This is a genomic window from Terriglobia bacterium (genome assembly GCA_020073495.1).
GTDB lineage: Bacteria > Acidobacteriota > Terriglobia > Terriglobales > Acidobacteriaceae > JAIQFD01.
The window spans coordinates 37,716-53,370 of the sequence record JAIQFD010000002.1; the positions used below are offsets into that span (position 1 = coordinate 37,716).

The window sequence follows — 15,655 nt, forward strand, 5'->3', positions numbered from 1 at the left end:
TGTTCTGGCCAACGTGTGACATGTGAAAGGGCAATATACGCGGGATCGACGACCAGGCGTACGCGTAAATTTTCGATTGGAGCTATCGAAAAATCAGGAGCGACGCCCGGAGTGCCGGAGCACGCCGCTCCGGCACGCGCAGGGGCTATTCCGCAAACATCAATTCCTTGGCCCGCTCCGCCGCTTTGACCACCGCCTTGATCAAGGTGACGCGCAGCTTGCCCTCCTCGAGTTCGAGGATGCCATCGATGGTGCAGCCGGCGGGCGTCGTGACCGCGTCCTTGAGCAGAGCCGGATGGTCGCCGGTCTGCAGCACGACCTGGGAGGCCCCCATGGCCGTCTGCGCCGCCATCAGCGTCGCGATGTCTCGCGGCAGGCCCACCTTCACGCCGGCCTCGGCGAGTGATTCCAGGATGATGTACACGAACGCGGGGCCACTCGCCGAGAGGCCGGTCACCGCGTCCATGTGCTTCTCGTCGACGAACACCGTCCTGCCCACCGTTTCGAACAGATGACGCGCGATCTCCAGGTGGGACTGGTTGGCGTTCGCTCCTTTGCAGATGCCCGTCATCCCGCACCCCACCATGCACGGCGTATTCGGCATGGCGCGCACCACCGGCACGCCGGCGGGCAGGCGCGCTTGCATGTAGCTGGTCGGTACCGATGCCGCCACCGAAATGACGAACTGTTTCTTGGTCACCACCGGAGCGATCTCTTCCAGCACCGGACCGACGGCCGGAGGTTTCACGCAGATCAGGATGATGTCGGCGTTCCGGACCGCTTCACGATTGTCCGTTCCCACCGCGATGCCCAGGGACCGGCTGCGGCTCCGCGCGCTCTCCGCATGCTGCACGGAGGCCCGCACGCGTCCCGCGGGCAGGCCCTTTTGCAGTAGGGCTTGCAGCAGGATGCTCCCGATCTTGCCTGTGCCGATCACCGCTACGCGCTTGCTCGCGAGAGCAGGCTCCAGCGTTCGTTCTTTTGTCTTTCGTCCGGTTCGTTTCACCGATCTTGCCCAGCTTTCTCCCGTCCAGTCCTCCACCCGGCGTGGGCGGGGCCTTTCTGGCGACGGGAACCCCCATCGTACTAGCAACCGATTGTACGTTTCCGGTTTTCTCAGACGTGAACCAGTTCGCTTCGGTTCTTCCGATAGCTCTCATCCAAATTTTGAGTTTCTCATTGCGCTCTGTGGCGGGTAAGAAGGAGAAGTAGTTTTCTCTTCCTAGGAGACGCCATGTTCTGTCCGTTCTGCCATACCGATTACGACGACGACGCTCCCTGCTTTTGCCATCCTCCCTCACAGCGGAATGCTGCGGCGTCGGATGCGAAGAGGATCGTGGCTCTGCCGGATGTTCCCAAGCCACCGGAACCGCCCGCCGGCCTCGACAATCCTTTCTGGAGGCCGGAGGCGACCATGCCCGTGGCAATTCCTTTGACCCCCAACGCCAAGAGGATCGCACCGCTCTCCTGAGCGGAGTCGAGGGGCGAAATCCTGTACGCCGACCGAAGCTCGGCCGAAGGATCGCAATCCGCATTACTCATAAGACGAAGATTGGTGGAGGCGGCGGGAGTTGAATTGTGCAGCCGTGTTGCAAATAAGCAGCTTATTGAAAACTAAGCACGCTGCAATCTCTTGAAACGCGGGATACGAGGATATCTGGTACGTATTAAGTACGCGAGATTTCCGTTCCGTCACATCGAGATCTGTTCTTCGCTGAACCACTCTGCCTCAGGATTCCTCCTCTGGCCCTGGGCGGGTCATCCGACATCGAGAAGTCACATTCCCCGTGGACTAATTCTCCGGGGGCAGGTCAACCAAAAGTCCTGAGTCTTGACAAAATTGCACATTAGATAGAATCTAAATCATTCATGGACGCCGAGGCGATTAAAAGGTCCTTGCGAGGCAGCGGGTTGCGGTGCACTCCGCAGCGCTACGCCGTGATGGCATTCTTGATGGAAAACAACAGGCATTCCACGGCTGCGGAAATCTTCGAAGCCGTGAATCGCGTGGATCCGCGCTCTTCAAGGGCCACGACTTATAACAATCTGCGGGACCTGGTGCAGGCGGGTTTGGTGCGTGAAGTGGCCGTCGAGGGCCGCGCCGCGCGATTCGATGCGAAAGGCATGCGGCATCACCACTTCATCTGCGACCGCTGCGGCAATGTTGAGGACATCGAGTGGTACGACGTGCCCAGGCCTGCCTCGCGCTCTCTCGGTAAGCGGATTCTTCGCGAATGCGAACTCATTTTCCGGGGACTCTGCACGAAGTGCGCGCTCCGCAACACGCTTCCCGTAAAGTGTCGCAGGCGCGTGGATACCCGATGAATGGCCCGCGTCGGCAAAGCGCGGCCGGCGATTGCGCGAATGGGAAAGCCTGGATGGTTTTTTATTTCATCGCAGTCCTTTTGGGCTAGTACGAAGGAGGATGAACTCATGGAAAAAGAACTCGCCAAGCAGGAGCAAAACATGTCAACCGAATCCAAGTGCCCGGTAATGGGCGGCGCTCGCAGACATGCGGCCGCGACGAATGCGGACTGGTGGCCGAATCAGCTGAACCTGAAAATCCTGCACCAGCACTCCCCCCTGTCCGATCCTATGGACAAGGGGTTCAACTACGCGGAAGAATTCAAGAGCCTCGACCTGAATGCTGTGATCAAGGACCTGCATGCCTTGATGACGGACTCGCAGGATTGGTGGCCGGCCGACTTCGGCCACTATGGACCACTTTTCATTCGTATGGCGTGGCACAGCGCGGGTACGTACCGCATCGGCGACGGCCGCGGCGGGGCAGGCTCTGGCACACAACGTTTTGCGCCCCTGAATAGCTGGCCGGACAATGTGAACCTCGATAAGGCGCGCCGGTTGCTCTGGCCGATCAAGCAGAAATACGGCCGGAAAATCTCCTGGGCCGACCTCATGATTCTCGCCGGTAACGTGGCATTGCAGTCGATGAGGTTCAAGACCTTCGGTTTCGGCGGCGGGCGCGAGGACGTCTGGGAGCCCGAAGAGGACATTTACTGGGGCCCGGAAGGCAAGTGGCTGGCGGACGAGCGCTACAGCGGCGATCGTGATCTGGCGAATCCTCTCGGCGCGGTTCAGATGGGCCTGATTTACGTCAATCCGGAAGGGCCCGATGGAAAGCCGGATCCAGTTGCCGCAGCACGGGATATCCGAGAGACGTTCGCCCGCATGGCGATGAATGACGAGGAGACCGTTGCGCTCATTGCCGGCGGGCACACGTTCGGCAAGACCCACGGCGCTGGCGACGCGTCACTGGTGGGCCCAGTGCCGGAAGCCGCCAGCATCGAGGAGCAGGGCCTCGGCTGGAAGAGCAAGTTTGGCACGGGCAAAGGGGGTGACGCGATCGGCAGCGGCCTGGAAGTCATTTGGACCACGACGCCTACGAAGTGGAGCAACGACTTCTTCGCGAACCTGTTCGGCTACGAATGGGAACTGACCAAGAGCCCGGCCGGTGCACATCAGTGGAGACCGAAGAATGGCGCAGGCGCCGGTACGGTGCCGGATGCGCACCATCCATCCAAGCGTCACGCGCCATCCATGCTGACCACTGATCTCTCCTTGCGGTTCGACCCTGCTTACGAAAAGATCTCACGGCGCTTCTACGAGAATCCGGATCAGTTCGCAGACGCGTTCGCGCGAGCGTGGTTCAAGCTGACGCACCGCGACATGGGCCCGATCTCGCGGTACCTTGGCCCGCTCGTTCCGAAGGAGCCCCAGCTCTGGCAAGACCCTGTTCCCGGAGTGGATCATAAATTGATCGGGGAGCGGGACATCGCTGCTCTGAAGGCCAAGATCCTCAAATCCGGACTGTCGATCTCCCAACTGGTCACCACTGCCTGGGCGTCGGCGGCGACGTTCCGCGGCTCCGACAAGCGCGGCGGGGCGAACGGGGCACGCATTCGCCTGGCTCCGCAAAAGGATTGGGAAGCAAACCAGCCGGTCGTACTGGCGAAGGCTCTCAAGACGCTGGGCGCGATCCAAAAGGAGTTCAACAGCTCGCAGTCCGGCGGGAAGAAGGTCTCGCTTGCCGACCTGATCGTGCTGGGCGGCTGCGCAGCTGTCGAGGAAGCTGCGAAAAGGGCCGGGCACAAGGTGAAGATTCCCTTCTCGCCGGGGCGCACGGATGCTTCGCAGAAGCAGACCGACGTGGACTCATTCGCTGTACTGGAGCCGACCGCGGACGGGTTCCGCAACTACCTCCGGAACGGACACCAAATGCCGGCGGAGGAGCTGCTGGTGGATCGGGCGCAGTTGCTGACGCTGACTGCCCCCGAGATGACGGTTCTCATCGGTGGCCTGCGCGCCCTGAATGCTAACTTCGGGCATTCCAAACACGGCGTCTTCACCAACCGGCCCGAGACGCTGACGAATGATTTCTTCCTCAACCTGCTCGACATGAATACGAAGTGGGAGCCGTCCTCTACATCCGAAGGCGTGTATGAGGGGCGCGATCGCGCGACGGGCAAAATCAAGTGGACCGGCACGCGTGTCGACCTTGTGTTCGGTTCGAACTCGCAGCTGCGGGCAATCGCGGAAGTCTACGCATGTGACGACTCGAAGAAGGCGTTTGTGAAGGACTTCGTGGCTGCGTGGAACAAGGTGATGAACCTTGACCGCTACGACCTTGCCTGAGCTCGGCGGAAGAAGAGAGCTGTCAACATTGATAATAAATTACTTACATGGTGGAGGCGGCGGGAGTTGAACTTGAGCCGTTTTGCGGGCGTGAGCCGAGCCGCAGGCGAGGCGGGAGCCCGCAGGCGAAATCCTGAGCCGGAACGAAGTTCGGCGAAGGACCTCAATCCGCATTACTCATAAGGCGAAGATTGGTGGAGGCGGCGGGAGTTGAACCCGCGTCCGAAAGGGTCACTGGCAAAGAGCCTACATGCTTAGTCCGTTCCCGCTTCCGTTGCCGGAAACATTCGCCTCTCGCGCTCAGAAACGGACAAGAAACGCGATTGGCTAGCCTGAAAGTCTCGCCCCAAGCCCCCAGACGTAGGACTCAGAGCCAGCCCGCTGTGCGACGCCCTTCCGCAGCCCGCGGACGAAGCCGCGGAGGACGGCTACTTAACTAATTAAGCAGCGTATGCCAGTTCAGTGTTGGCAATTGTTGTTTTGCACGCGATTTCGGGTGTGTGCACCCCGGCATGCCTCTCAGCCGCAAGCTCTTCCGTCGAAGCCGTGACGCCCCCACTTGGCACCCCGGTCGGGGTGGTCGGGACTGGCCACAACAGGGCCTCTCGGGCCCTTGCAGCGAGTCAAAGATCTACTTCCACGGTAGACCGTATCTGCGTGGGAGTCAATCGGTTACAGAGATGCTTCCAGTGGCGCAAGACTCAGGGAAGGTCATGGATCACGGCGGACAGCCGACTGAAGACTGCTTCCCAAAATTGCATCCCGCACGTCAAAACCACATCCAACCCCCTTGCCGGTAGAATTGGCGGTCCCAGGAGAATGGATGTCATCGGAGTGTTTACCGTGTTCCGCGATCCCGCATACCACCGCATTATTCGCGGACTACCTGAATCACTTCGAGAGAACGCGCTCTTTCTATCCGCGCCCGCCATTCGATCGCTCCTGGATATCAGAAGAAGCCGGACGCATCCGCTACGACCAGCAGCGACGTGAGCGTGTCGCCGCCATCCTCGACCGGCAGAACCGCGCCTGGGGCGCCTCCCAGGAGACCCTCGACAACATTGCCCGCCTGCGCTCGGGGGCCTCGGTCATCGTCACCGGGCAGCAGGTCACGCTCTTCGGCGGACCGCTTTTTTCTCTGTACAAGGCCCTGACCGCCGTCAAGCTTGCCACAGAGTTCTCCCAGGGCGGAGTGGACTGTGTCCCGGTTTTCTGGCTGGCCACGGAAGACCACGATCTCGAAGAGGTCAACCACGTCACGCTGTTTGCGGCCGACAACTCCCTGAAGCGATTCTTCACGTCGGCGCGAGGGACCGAAAATGCGCCGGTCGGATCCATCCGTTTCGGCGCCGACATGGAGTCTCTCGCCGCCGAAGCCGCGCAGGCACTGGGCGATTCCGAGGCCGCCGATTTTCTGCGCCAGAGTTACCGTGCCGGCGAGACCTTCGGCAGCGCCTTCGGCACACTCTTCTCCCGGCTGTTCAAGCATTCCGGCGTGGTACTGCTCGATGCCTCCGACCCCGAACTTCGCCAGGTGGCGGCCTCGGTGTACCGGGCCGCGGCGGTCGGGGCTGCCGACCTCGATGAAGCCCTCTTTCGTCGCAACCAGCTGCTCGAATCCGCCGGCTATCACGTCCAGGTCCATGTCACTTCCGAATCCACCCTGCTATTCGCGCAGCAGGACGGCGGCCGCTTTCCCGTCCATCGCGCCAACGGAAAGTTCGAAATCGTCGGCGAAAAGCTGTCGGAATCGGAGCTGGTGGCGCGCATCGCCGCCGCACCCCAGGAGTTCAGCGCCAACGTTCTGCTGCGCCCGGTGGTGCAGGATTACCTGCTCCCGACGCTGGCCTACGTCGGTGGCCCGGCCGAAGTCGCGTATTTCGCCCAAGCGGCGGTGGTCTACGAGGAACTACTGGGGCGTGTTACGCCCATCCTGCCGCGCTTTGCCGCCACCTTGGTCGAGGCCCGCATCAAGCGCCTGCTGGACCGCTACCAGATCAAGGTCACCGACACCTTCCACGGCGACGAGCACCTGCGCGTCCTTCTGGCCGAACACACCTTGCCCGAGGATTTGAATGCGACCTTCGGCCAGGTATCCAAGTCTGTGGACGATTCGCTGCTCCAGCTCAACGCAGTTCTGGAGCGCGTGGATAAGACCTTGCTGGACGCCGCTGCCACGGCCGCGTCCAAGATGCGCTACCAGATCGAGCGCCTGCGCGAGCGCGCCGCCCGCGCCCAGCTCCGCCGTGGCGAGGACCAGGCTCGCCACGCCTCCGAACTGAGCGCGGCGCTGCATCCCAATAAGAATCTGCAGGAGCGCGAGGTCGCCGGCATCTCCTACCTCGCCCGCCACAGCACTCAGCTCCTGCTCCGCCTTTACGACGCCGCCCAGACCTCCTGTCCGGACCATCAGATCGTCTACCTCTGACAGCTGTGAACGGAGAACTGGTATGATTCCGCTATGGCGAAGGGCGCCAAACAGTTCGACGTCACTTGTCCCTGCTGTAGTGCCGTGCTGAAGGTGGACGCTTCCGACCAGGCGGTCATCTCTCACACCCCGCCTCCGCGCGTGAAGATGTTTGCCGACCTCGATGCCGCCGCCAAGGCCATGCACGAGCAGGACAGCCGCAAGGAATCTCTTTTCCGTCAGGCCGTGGACGCCGAGAAAAACAAGGCCAACCTGCTGGAAAAGAAATTCCAGGAGGCGGTCAAGAAGGCAAAAGAAACTCCTGACGAGAAGTTCATCCGCGACATCGACCTCGACTAGCGGTCATGCCTCGCCCTCTCCTCCTTGGCCATCGTGGCGCGCGGCGTTACGCCCCGGAGAACACCCTCCAGGCCTTCGATCTCGCCCTAACCCACGGCTGTGATGGCTTCGAATTCGACCTCCGGCGCACCGGCGACGCACGGTCGATCCTCTGCCACGACCCCAAGCTCCATCACCTTACGGTCGCCGAAAGCACCTACGCCGACATCCAGTCGGCGGTGAGCTCCGTCGCCTGCCTGGAAGATGTTGTGTCACGCTATGCCGGCCGCGCCTTTCTTGACCTCGAGCTGAAGGTCCCGCAGTTGGAAGACGCCGTGATCACCGCCCGGCGCGAGCACAAGCTGCGGGATTACGTGGTCTCATCGTTCCTGCCCGATGTGCTCGACGTCCTGCGCGCCCGCGATCCGCTCACTCCTCGCGGCTTCCTCTTCGAGCATGGGGAGGGACTCATGCGCTGGGCCGCGCTCGACGTGCAATACGTCCTGCCGCAGCACCGCCTCGTCTCGCGCGAACTCGTGGACGACATTCACTCCGCCGGGCGCAAGGTCCTGGTCTGGACCGTGAATCACGAAAGGGAGATGCTCCAGCTTGCGGAGTGGGGAGTGGACGGGATCATCTCCGACGATACGAGACTTCTCAGCGCAACGCTCCGCGGCGGCTGATGGGGGGAAAGGGGACGACTGCGGACCGTCAACTGTGTTTAAATCTTTTCCGCATGTCCACCGGTGAAAAATTCGAACGGGCGGTCGGCATCATGGCCCGCCTTCGCGCCCCGGGTGGCTGTCCCTGGGACCGCGAACAGACCTTCGATTCCATCAAGCCCTACACCCTCGAGGAGACCTACGAAGTCCTCGAAGCCATCGACCACCGCGACTGGGACGAGCTCACGGGCGAGCTCGGCGACCTGCTGCTCCAGGTGCTTTTCTACGCGGAGATGGCGCAGGAAGAAAAACGCTTTTCCATCGACGATGTCCTGGACCGGCTCTCCAACAAGCTCGTGGACCGGCACCCGCACGTCTTCGGCGATGTGAAAGCCGAGACTTCCTCCGACGTCCTGCGCAACTGGGAGGCGCTCAAGGCGGAGGAGAAGAAGAAGCGTTTGGCTGCCGGCGGAGGCAAGGCCGCGAAACCCGGAGACGAATCGAGATCCGTGCTGGCCGGCATCTCCTCGGCCATCCCCGCACTGCTCGAGTCCTACAAGCTCAGCTCTCGCGCCGCTCACGCCGGCTTCGATTGGCCGAACATCGAGGGACTCTTCGAGAAGCTGGGGGAAGAGACCGGCGAACTGCGCTGCGAGGTAGCCAAGCTGCCGCCCCCGGGGCCGCGGCCGCAGCTTCGCGGCGTGGCTGGCGCGCGCGGCGTCGCCATCCCCGAGGATCTGCGCTCCCGCATGGAAGACGAGGTCGGCGACATGTTCTTCGTGCTGGTCAACATCGCGCGCTACCTGTCGCTCGATCCTGAGTCTGCCCTGCGCAAGACCAACCGCAAGTTCAAACGCCGCTTTCAGTGGCTGGAGGAGGAGCTCCGCAAGTCGGGCCGCTCCCCGCAGCAGGCCTCGATGGACGAGATGGAATCCTTGTGGCAAAGGTCCAAGCAGCAGGAACCGCACCGCACATGAGCGAGCTCTCCATCCGCCACTGCCATGCGGTCGAGGAGTTCGAGGCCTGCGTCGTCCTGCAGAAAGAAGTCTGGGGCTTCGACGACATCGAGGTCGTGCCCCTGCGCATGTTCGTGGTCGCCAGCAAGATCGGAGGCCAGGTCATCGGCGCCTTCGAGCAGAGCCGGCTCATCGGATTCGCTTTGGCCATTCCCGGGAGCCGCGGCGGACACCAGTACCTGCATTCGCACATGCTTGCGGTCCGCGAGGACCACCGCAACACCGGCATCGGCCGCCGCATCAAGATGGCGCAGCGCGACGACGCCCTCATGCGCGGCTTCGACCTCATCGAGTGGACCTTCGACCCGCTGGAGATCAAGAACGCTTTCCTCAACCTGGAACGCCTGGGCGCGATCGCCCGGCGCTACAACATCAACCAGTATGGCGTCGCCACATCTCCCCTGTGGGGCGGCTTGCCCACCGACCGCCTGGTTGCCGAATGGTGGGTGCGTTCGCAGTGGGTCGAGAAGCTGATCGCGACCGGCGCTCATCCGCCGGTCGTGCCCGTGCATACCGTTTCCGTGCCTGCCGACATCTACACGTGGAAGTCGAAGCCCGAGACCCGGGACAAGGCGCGCGACATCCAGGCGCGCAACCGCGAGAAGTTTCTCGCCGCCTTCCGCGACGGGCTCGTCGTCCTCGGCTTCCGGCGCACCAAGCGCGGCGACGGCACCTATCTGCTGGCGCGCTGGGATGAAGATTGGTCCTACGCTTCGGAACCCTAGACCATGAAGATCGAAGCCCTCACGCTCCGCGAGATCCGCATGCCGCTCGTCCATTTCTTCGAGACGAGCTTCGGGCGAACCTCCGAGCGCCGCATCCTGCTGGTCACCGCGCACTGCGAGAGCGTCGACGGCTGGGGCGAATGCGTCGCCGGCGAGGGTCCGTTCTACAACGAAGAGTCCACCGAGACCGCGTGGTACGTGATCTCCCAGTTTCTCGCCCCGGCCACCGTCGGCAGACCCCTGGAACGCCCCTCCGACTGCGTCTCGCTCTTCACTCACGTTCGGGGCCACCGCATGGCCAAGGCCGCAGTCGAAGCCGCACTCTGGCACGCATTTTCTCTCCAGGCGGGCCAGCCGCTCTGGCGCCTGCTCGGCGGCACGCGCCGACAGATCGAGTGCGGCGTTTCCATCGGCATCCAGGATTCGGTCGAGCATCTTCTGGACAAGATCGCCATCGAACTCGCCGCCGGCTACCGTCGCATCAAGGTGAAAGTGAAGCCCGGGTGGGACATCACCGTGCTCGAGCGCATCCGCTCGCGCTGGCCCGACATTGTGCTCAGCTGCGACGCCAACTCGGCGTATACGCTCGACCAGGTCGAACACCTGAAGAAATTCGACCAGTTCCGGCTGCTCATGATCGAGCAGCCCCTGTGGAACGACGACATCTTTTTCCACGCGCGCCTTCAGAAGCAGCTCCGGACCGCGCTCTGCCTCGACGAATCCATCCATCACGCGCGCGACGCCGACACCGCCGCCGACCTCGGCGCATGCCGCATCATCAATATCAAGCAGGGAAGAGTGGGCGGATTGACCGAAGCCGTTCGCGTCCACGACGTCTGCCGCAACCGCAACACCGCCAACTGGTGCGGCGGCATGCTCGAGTCTGGCGTCGGCCGCGCCCTCAACATCGCGCTCTCCACCCTTGAGAACTTCCGCCTGCCCGGCGATGTGTCGGCCTCGAAGCGCTACTGGAAGGAAGACATCATCGATCCCGAGGTCGAAGTCACCCCCGACGGTCTCATCCGCGTCCCCGAGTCCCCCGGCCTCGGCTACCGCGTCAAGACCGAACTCATCGAAAAGCTGACCGTGCGCAAGGAGACTTTCCGCGCCGGCTCCGACTGCACCTGAGCCCACTGAACGTAACGCCCGGCAGATTCGCCGGGCGTCACCAGCTGCCGATCACCAGCTATTTCTGTCCCGCTATTGCCGCATCCTGCTTCTTCAGCAGTTCCAAACCCTGCGCGAAGTTCAGGTCATTGGGAACCACGCGGAAGTTCGTCGCCGTATCATCGTCGCGGATGTGGATCGGCTTGAAGATCAGCACCTTGCCATCGAATCGCAGGCGCATCGCGGTGATCTGCCAGTCCTCGTTCCCGGTCACATCGGACTGGTGCACCATGAACTCTCCTCCCTTCTCCAGGTGTCCCAGGATGCCCCACCCGAAATTCACGTCGCGGAACAGCTTGGCGTCGATCTCCACCAGCCGCCCCGCCCGCGGATCGATGAGCATGTGGCCTGCCATCCCTTGGTACACCTGCAGCTCCCGCGACGGAGGATCGTAATCCGGGTTCGGTTTGAAGCTCAGCCGGACCACGGGGCCGCGCGGCCCTTCCTCTCTGCCTTCGAACTCATAGACGAAGGCGTCCGGCAGGGCGCGCACCATCTTGCGTGTGCGCTTGTCGTCCTCTTGCTGCTGCTTGGCCTTTTGCTGGCGGGCCTGGGGATCCCTCATCAGTTTGTTGAGCCGCTCATCGTCGGCCTTGCGTTCCTCTGCGGTCAGCGGGCGGTCGTTGATCGCCATCAACCGCGCGATGATCCCGTCCTTGGTTTCGATCATCTCCTTCGTCAGGATCCCGCGCTTGCCATTCTCTTTCAGGATGTACCGGAACGACGGTCCGCCACCCTTTTCGTCGGCCTCCATCTGTCGATCGATCGCATTGCGCACCAGCGCCTGCGCCTCTGGCGCCGTCAGCGGCTTTTCGCTGGCTAGAGTTGTTCGTGGGCGATTATTCGCCGCACCGGCAGCCGGCTTGGCCGGTTGATCCTGCGCCCGCGCCGTGACGCACATCGCTGTCGCCAGGAGCGCGCACCCCAGCGCACGCACATTTTGGGTCCCAGGGTTCATGGCTTTCATAGATTAGACGACGGCGCTCCGTCTTGCTGTTGCTTTTTGAGCACTTGGTGGTCGATTCGGAGTTGGGCACCGCTCTGATTCCAAAGAAGTTAGGCTACTAAACGCCATTATTCGTTAGCAGTTAGTATTCATCTTGCAATCATCCATCCAACAGCAGGCACCGTGCTTCGATCTGTGGGCTGCGCATCGGCCCGCGCCGGAACAGCGAAATGCCCGCTTTTTTCCTGTATGCTCACCTCCTCGCGAGCGCTTCACCAGATCGAATTCTGGACCAACTATTCACTTCCCGTTCACTCCACCTATGATTGCCGTCTTCATTTCTCCAGGTTAGATTCGCAGGGACGTTTACCAGTAAGTTACTGCACGGACTTTGGTGCTTCCAGATACCACACTCCGCGAAAAACCCGATTGCCCGCCGCCATGCCGTCGGGTATAGTCTGCACAAGCTATTCTGTTTCGGTACTTTGCAACGCAACTTTTGTGCGCAGCTTCCGGAACTGTGTGGCTCACGATGCGTCGTGGAGGGCCTCGCCTATGTGGAAAACTCATAAAGAGGAAGTCAAGCCGCCGGCGCCAACGGCCCCGCAGCCATTTCCTTCGGCATTCACACCGTCCAAGGAGGTTCGTCCCATGGAAGCGCCCAAGCCGATCGATAACTTCAAGGCTGACGTGGCTCATATCGGGAAGTCGGTTCTCGTGAAAGGCGAACTCTCCGGCAGCGAGGATCTCTATCTCGATGGCGAAGTCGAAGGCAGCATCGAGCTCCGCGATCACAGCTTGATCGTTGGGCCCCACGGCCGCGTTCGCGCCAATGTCCATGCCCGCGATATCGTGGTCCACGGCAAGGTGGACGGCAACGTCCGCGGCACCGAGCGCGTGGAACTGAAAAAGTCCGCCGTGCTCGTCGGCGACATCTCCACCCAGCGCATCATCATCGAGGACGGTGCCTTCTTCAAGGGCGCCATCGACATTCAGAAGGAAGCCTCCAAGCCTGAGACCAAGTCCGAGACCAAGCGCGAGATGGCCATGGCCGCCGCTGCTTCGTTCTCTGCGGCGGCTTCCTCATCGTCCAGTTCAAGCACAGGATCGGCGGGCACCTCTCAGTCGTCCCTGCTCGAGAAAAAGTACTGAATTCCCGGGACTTGACTGAGCGCCGAGTGCTGAGTACCGAGTACTGAAGTCATGGGTTCCGTTACACACTCGATCTTCCGCCTGTTTCGCGGCTCGCCGGAGGCCGAAGCTCCGGCCGTCGAGGTTGCCGAAGTCTTCTCGCGCCGCTCCAGTGGGCTGAACGAATTCACCCGTGCCATCGCGGGGCAGGAAGGCCTGCGCATCCTCGACCTGGGCACCACTTCTCCGGTCAATATTGCGCGTCTCACCGGCTTGGGCCACAAGGTCTACACCGAGGACGTGCTCACCGCCTCCGGCGATCCCTCACTCATCATCGCCACCGAGAACGGCAAGCCGATGTACGACGTGCCCCGCTTCCTGGCCGAGAACCTGGTCTTCGAGAAGGAACTCTTCGACGCCGTCTTGTGTTGGGACATCCCGGATTACATGCCCGAGGCCTTCGTCAAACCCATGGTGGAGCGCTTCCATTCGGTGATGAAGCCCGGCGGCATCCTGCTGGCCTATTTCCATACCCGGGATGCCGGGCCCGACGCGCCCTGCTATCGCTACCAGCTCACCGGCAAAGACACCCTCGAGCTTCATCTTGGCCCCCGCTTCCGCCTGCAGCGCGTCTTCAATAACCGCAACATCGAGAACCTCTTCCGCGGGTTCGCGTCCCTGAAGTTCTTCCTCGCTCGCGACAACGTCCGCGAAGTCCTCGTCGTCCGCTAGGCAGAGTTTCCTGCGGAGACGCCCGTCAGGGCGTCTACCGCGCCCTCGTGCTTCGTACCAACGCCCGCCCCACGCCCGGCGATCTCATCGCCGCTACGATGGGCTTCCTCAATAGCCGCGGCAGGTCCATCACCCACCGCAACCATGAGGCGTTCCCGAACACTGGCTGCAATCTCGCTCGATATTCCCGCGCATACCACTCCACATCGCCTCGCACCGCGGCTTCGGCCGCAAGCCGTCCGCTGCGCAGCGCCAGCGTGATGCCATCCCCGATGAAGGGATCCACGAATCCGGCGGCATCTCCCGCGCACAGCACCTGGTCCCGCACCGGTCGCGGCCGCTCGAACACCAGCGGCGACGTGGCCACCGCTTCACCCACCGCGCGCCATCCCCGGCTCCGCTCCGCAAGCGCCGGATGCAGTGCAAACACCTCCGCCAGGCTCGACGCCCGGTCCGCGCGCACCATGGCACACGCGTTCATCCGCCCTTCGCTGACCGGCTGCACCCCGCAGTAGCCACCTTCGAAAAAATAGAGATCCACAGACGGTGGTGCGGTTACGCCCAGCTCGCCCGTCGCGAAATGAGCCTTCAGCCCGATGCAGCGCCGCCTGCCCGTCGGCTGTGGCAGTGTGCCGCTGCCTCTTCGCAATCGCGACCACCTTCCGCTCGCGTCGATGAGTGCGGTCGCCTCCAACTCCTGTGGGGGACAGCCGCCCTCGGCTGTCACAACCGTGACTCGATACGGACCCTCGCCTTCGACGGCTTGCGCTTCGATCTCCTGCCGGCATTCCGCTCCCGCCGCCTCCGCCGCGCTCCACAGGGCATGATCCAGAGCGTAGCGCGTGATGCTCGCCGCTTCCGGCTCCACCGGCACCGCGACCGTTTGTGTATCCACGAACAACCGCGCCAGCCGGATCCTTGGCGCTCCATCCAGCAACCGCTCCGCCGTCTCCGGATCGAGTTCCCGCAGCGTTTCCACGCCCTCTGCCGACACGAACTCGCCACAGACTTTCTGACGCGGCAGCCGCCCGCGCTCCAGCAGCAGCACGTGTTGGCCGGCGCGCGCCGCAGTGATCGCCGCCGCCGTCCCCGCCGGCCCTCCACCAACCACGATAATGTCGTACTTGCTCATAAAATCCCGGCGATTACGGCGATCCCGGCGATTTCCAAACGATCACTCCCATTCGGTAAAGGTAGTGATTCCTGATCTCCACCCGCCCCAGCACATCCTTCAGCAGTTCGCGGATCTCCTCGGGTGTGTACGCCGCGCGCACCGACGCCGGCCCGTCATTCCTCGTCAGCGGGCTGCGGAACAGCGGAAACCCTGCGTACACCAGCGCCAGGTGCACCGGGCTGCGCCGCAGGTCGTTGATCAGCACCGCTCGTCGGCAGACCCGCAGACCCTCCTGCACGAATTCTTTGACTTGGGACGGATCGAGGTGGTGCGCCAGCAGCGAGCATCCCACCACGTCGAAGCTCTCACTACGGAAGGGAAGCGCTGTAGCATCACCGGCTACGCCGGGGCACTCATGGTTCAAGTGGGATGGTGCCCGGTCCGCGACCGTGACCCGGAGCGTGATTCCGAGCGGCGCCAGTCGTGCCGCCGCGTCGCGCGCCAGGTGCCCGCCGGCTCCGCCGACATCGAGCATTCTCAGCTCGCTCGCTCCAGTCTCCCGGGCGACGCGCTCCAGCATGTACGCCATCGTCCCCACCCCGCCGAACCAGCGGTTGATGAGCTCCAGGTCCGCCAGGGCCGTGCCCAGCTCTGGGGCCGTCCAGGCTTCCGCGTCCAGCAGTTCGGGGGTGACCACACGTTTCATCGGGTAATTGGAAAATCGGGTAATTGGGTAATTGAGCTCACGACCACAAGCCCGATT

General features: G+C 62.6%; 15 protein-coding genes and 1 other RNA gene. 11 read left to right on the plus strand and 5 right to left on the minus strand.

The features are described from left to right. Positions 1-145: 145 nt before the first annotated feature. Positions 146-970 carry a pyrroline-5-carboxylate reductase gene (proC, locus tag LAN37_03975; protein MBZ5646365.1) on the minus strand — a complete coding sequence of 275 codons (825 nt, stop codon included), beginning with the start codon at positions 968-970 and terminating at the stop codon, positions 146-148. A gap of 264 nt (positions 971-1,234) precedes the next feature. Between proC and LAN37_03980 the strand changes: the two genes are divergently transcribed. The 3 genes from LAN37_03980 (at position 1,235) to katG (ending at position 4,653) form a co-directional block, all read left to right on the plus strand. After that, the gene (locus LAN37_03980; GenBank protein MBZ5646366.1) at positions 1,235-1,471 is read left to right on the plus strand and encodes a hypothetical protein; all 237 of its coding nucleotides are present in this window, start codon (positions 1,235-1,237) and stop codon (positions 1,469-1,471) included. Between the two features lie 398 nt (positions 1,472-1,869). Then, complete coding sequence (locus tag LAN37_03985) at positions 1,870-2,325, plus strand: transcriptional repressor (protein ID MBZ5646367.1); 456 nt, start codon at positions 1,870-1,872, stop codon at positions 2,323-2,325. A gap of 141 nt (positions 2,326-2,466) precedes the next feature. Beyond that, entirely contained in the window at positions 2,467-4,653 is a 2,187-nt protein-coding gene (gene katG, locus LAN37_03990; GenBank protein ID MBZ5646368.1) for a catalase/peroxidase HPI, read from the plus strand. A 192-nt stretch (positions 4,654-4,845) separates the two neighbouring features. On the opposite strand, the gene ssrA is transcribed toward katG, so the two are convergent. Beyond that, positions 4,846-5,210: a transfer-messenger RNA gene (gene ssrA / locus LAN37_03995) on the minus strand. Between the two features lie 266 nt (positions 5,211-5,476). Between ssrA and bshC the strand changes: the two genes are divergently transcribed. The 6 genes from bshC to menC are packed head-to-tail and all read left to right on the plus strand — an operon-like array spanning position 5,477 to position 10,930. Continuing rightward, entirely contained in the window at positions 5,477-7,081 is a 1,605-nt protein-coding gene (gene bshC, locus LAN37_04000; GenBank protein MBZ5646369.1) for a bacillithiol biosynthesis cysteine-adding enzyme BshC, read from the plus strand. Positions 7,082-7,114: 33 nt separating this feature from the next. Further along, positions 7,115-7,420 (plus strand): hypothetical protein, encoded by a 306-nt coding sequence (locus LAN37_04005; GenBank protein MBZ5646370.1) that lies wholly within the window; start codon positions 7,115-7,117, stop codon positions 7,418-7,420. Positions 7,421-7,425: 5 nt separating this feature from the next. After that, positions 7,426-8,082: a glycerophosphodiester phosphodiesterase gene (locus LAN37_04010; GenBank protein ID MBZ5646371.1), complete on the plus strand. Its 657-nt coding sequence runs from the start codon at positions 7,426-7,428 to the stop codon at positions 8,080-8,082. Positions 8,083-8,135: 53 nt separating this feature from the next. Then, positions 8,136-9,038: a nucleoside triphosphate pyrophosphohydrolase gene (gene mazG / locus LAN37_04015; protein ID MBZ5646372.1), complete on the plus strand. Its 903-nt coding sequence runs from the start codon at positions 8,136-8,138 to the stop codon at positions 9,036-9,038. After that, entirely contained in the window at positions 9,035-9,802 is a 768-nt protein-coding gene (locus tag LAN37_04020) for a GNAT family N-acetyltransferase (protein ID MBZ5646373.1), read from the plus strand. The genes mazG and LAN37_04020 overlap by 4 nt, the downstream gene beginning before the upstream one ends. Before the next feature lie 3 nt (positions 9,803-9,805). Continuing rightward, positions 9,806-10,930, plus strand: a complete 1,125-nt coding sequence (gene menC / locus LAN37_04025; GenBank protein ID MBZ5646374.1) for an o-succinylbenzoate synthase — start codon at positions 9,806-9,808, stop codon at positions 10,928-10,930. A gap of 58 nt (positions 10,931-10,988) precedes the next feature. Here menC and LAN37_04030 read toward each other — a convergent pair whose 3' ends face one another. Beyond that, on the minus strand, positions 10,989-11,927 hold the full coding sequence (locus LAN37_04030) for a hypothetical protein (GenBank protein MBZ5646375.1): 939 nt from the start codon (positions 11,925-11,927) through the stop codon (positions 10,989-10,991). 639 nt (positions 11,928-12,566) lie between these two features. Here LAN37_04030 and LAN37_04035 point away from each other — a divergent pair. Then, positions 12,567-13,067 (plus strand): polymer-forming cytoskeletal protein, encoded by a 501-nt coding sequence (locus LAN37_04035; GenBank protein MBZ5646376.1) that lies wholly within the window; start codon positions 12,567-12,569, stop codon positions 13,065-13,067. 51 nt (positions 13,068-13,118) lie between these two features. Beyond that, positions 13,119-13,778, plus strand: coding sequence for a class I SAM-dependent methyltransferase (locus tag LAN37_04040; protein ID MBZ5646377.1), 660 nt, complete (start codon positions 13,119-13,121; stop codon positions 13,776-13,778). Positions 13,779-13,812: 34 nt separating this feature from the next. On the opposite strand, the gene LAN37_04045 is transcribed toward LAN37_04040, so the two are convergent. Together LAN37_04045 and LAN37_04050 are read right to left on the minus strand one after the other, a co-directional pair. Beyond that, positions 13,813-14,910 carry an NAD(P)/FAD-dependent oxidoreductase gene (locus LAN37_04045; protein ID MBZ5646378.1) on the minus strand — a complete coding sequence of 366 codons (1,098 nt, stop codon included), beginning with the start codon at positions 14,908-14,910 and terminating at the stop codon, positions 13,813-13,815. A gap of 13 nt (positions 14,911-14,923) precedes the next feature. After that, positions 14,924-15,598: a methyltransferase domain-containing protein gene (locus LAN37_04050; GenBank protein MBZ5646379.1), complete on the minus strand. Its 675-nt coding sequence runs from the start codon at positions 15,596-15,598 to the stop codon at positions 14,924-14,926. Positions 15,599-15,655 lie beyond the last annotated feature (57 nt).

What these genes read in the sequence shown, in the direction of transcription:
- LAN37_03980 (MBZ5646366.1), top strand. Translation starts at nt 1,235, where the DNA reads ATGTTCTGTCCGTTCTGCCATACCGATTACGACGACGACGCTCCCTGC.
- LAN37_03985 (MBZ5646367.1), top strand. Translation starts at nt 1,870, where the DNA reads ATGGACGCCGAGGCGATTAAAAGGTCCTTGCGAGGCAGCGGGTTGCGG.
- katG (MBZ5646368.1), top strand. Translation starts at nt 2,467, where the DNA reads ATGTCAACCGAATCCAAGTGCCCGGTAATGGGCGGCGCTCGCAGACAT.
- bshC (MBZ5646369.1), top strand. Translation starts at nt 5,477, where the DNA reads ATGTCATCGGAGTGTTTACCGTGTTCCGCGATCCCGCATACCACCGCA.
- LAN37_04005 (MBZ5646370.1), top strand. Translation starts at nt 7,115, where the DNA reads ATGGCGAAGGGCGCCAAACAGTTCGACGTCACTTGTCCCTGCTGTAGT.
- LAN37_04010 (MBZ5646371.1), top strand. Translation starts at nt 7,426, where the DNA reads ATGCCTCGCCCTCTCCTCCTTGGCCATCGTGGCGCGCGGCGTTACGCC.
- mazG (MBZ5646372.1), top strand. Translation starts at nt 8,136, where the DNA reads ATGTCCACCGGTGAAAAATTCGAACGGGCGGTCGGCATCATGGCCCGC.
- LAN37_04020 (MBZ5646373.1), top strand. Translation starts at nt 9,035, where the DNA reads ATGAGCGAGCTCTCCATCCGCCACTGCCATGCGGTCGAGGAGTTCGAG.
- menC (MBZ5646374.1), top strand. Translation starts at nt 9,806, where the DNA reads ATGAAGATCGAAGCCCTCACGCTCCGCGAGATCCGCATGCCGCTCGTC.
- LAN37_04030 (MBZ5646375.1), bottom strand. Translation starts at nt 11,927, where the DNA reads ATGAACCCTGGGACCCAAAATGTGCGTGCGCTGGGGTGCGCGCTCCTG.
- LAN37_04035 (MBZ5646376.1), top strand. Translation starts at nt 12,567, where the DNA reads ATGGAAGCGCCCAAGCCGATCGATAACTTCAAGGCTGACGTGGCTCAT.
- LAN37_04040 (MBZ5646377.1), top strand. Translation starts at nt 13,119, where the DNA reads ATGGGTTCCGTTACACACTCGATCTTCCGCCTGTTTCGCGGCTCGCCG.
- LAN37_04045 (MBZ5646378.1), bottom strand. Translation starts at nt 14,910, where the DNA reads ATGAGCAAGTACGACATTATCGTGGTTGGTGGAGGGCCGGCGGGGACG.
- LAN37_04050 (MBZ5646379.1), bottom strand. Translation starts at nt 15,598, where the DNA reads ATGAAACGTGTGGTCACCCCCGAACTGCTGGACGCGGAAGCCTGGACG.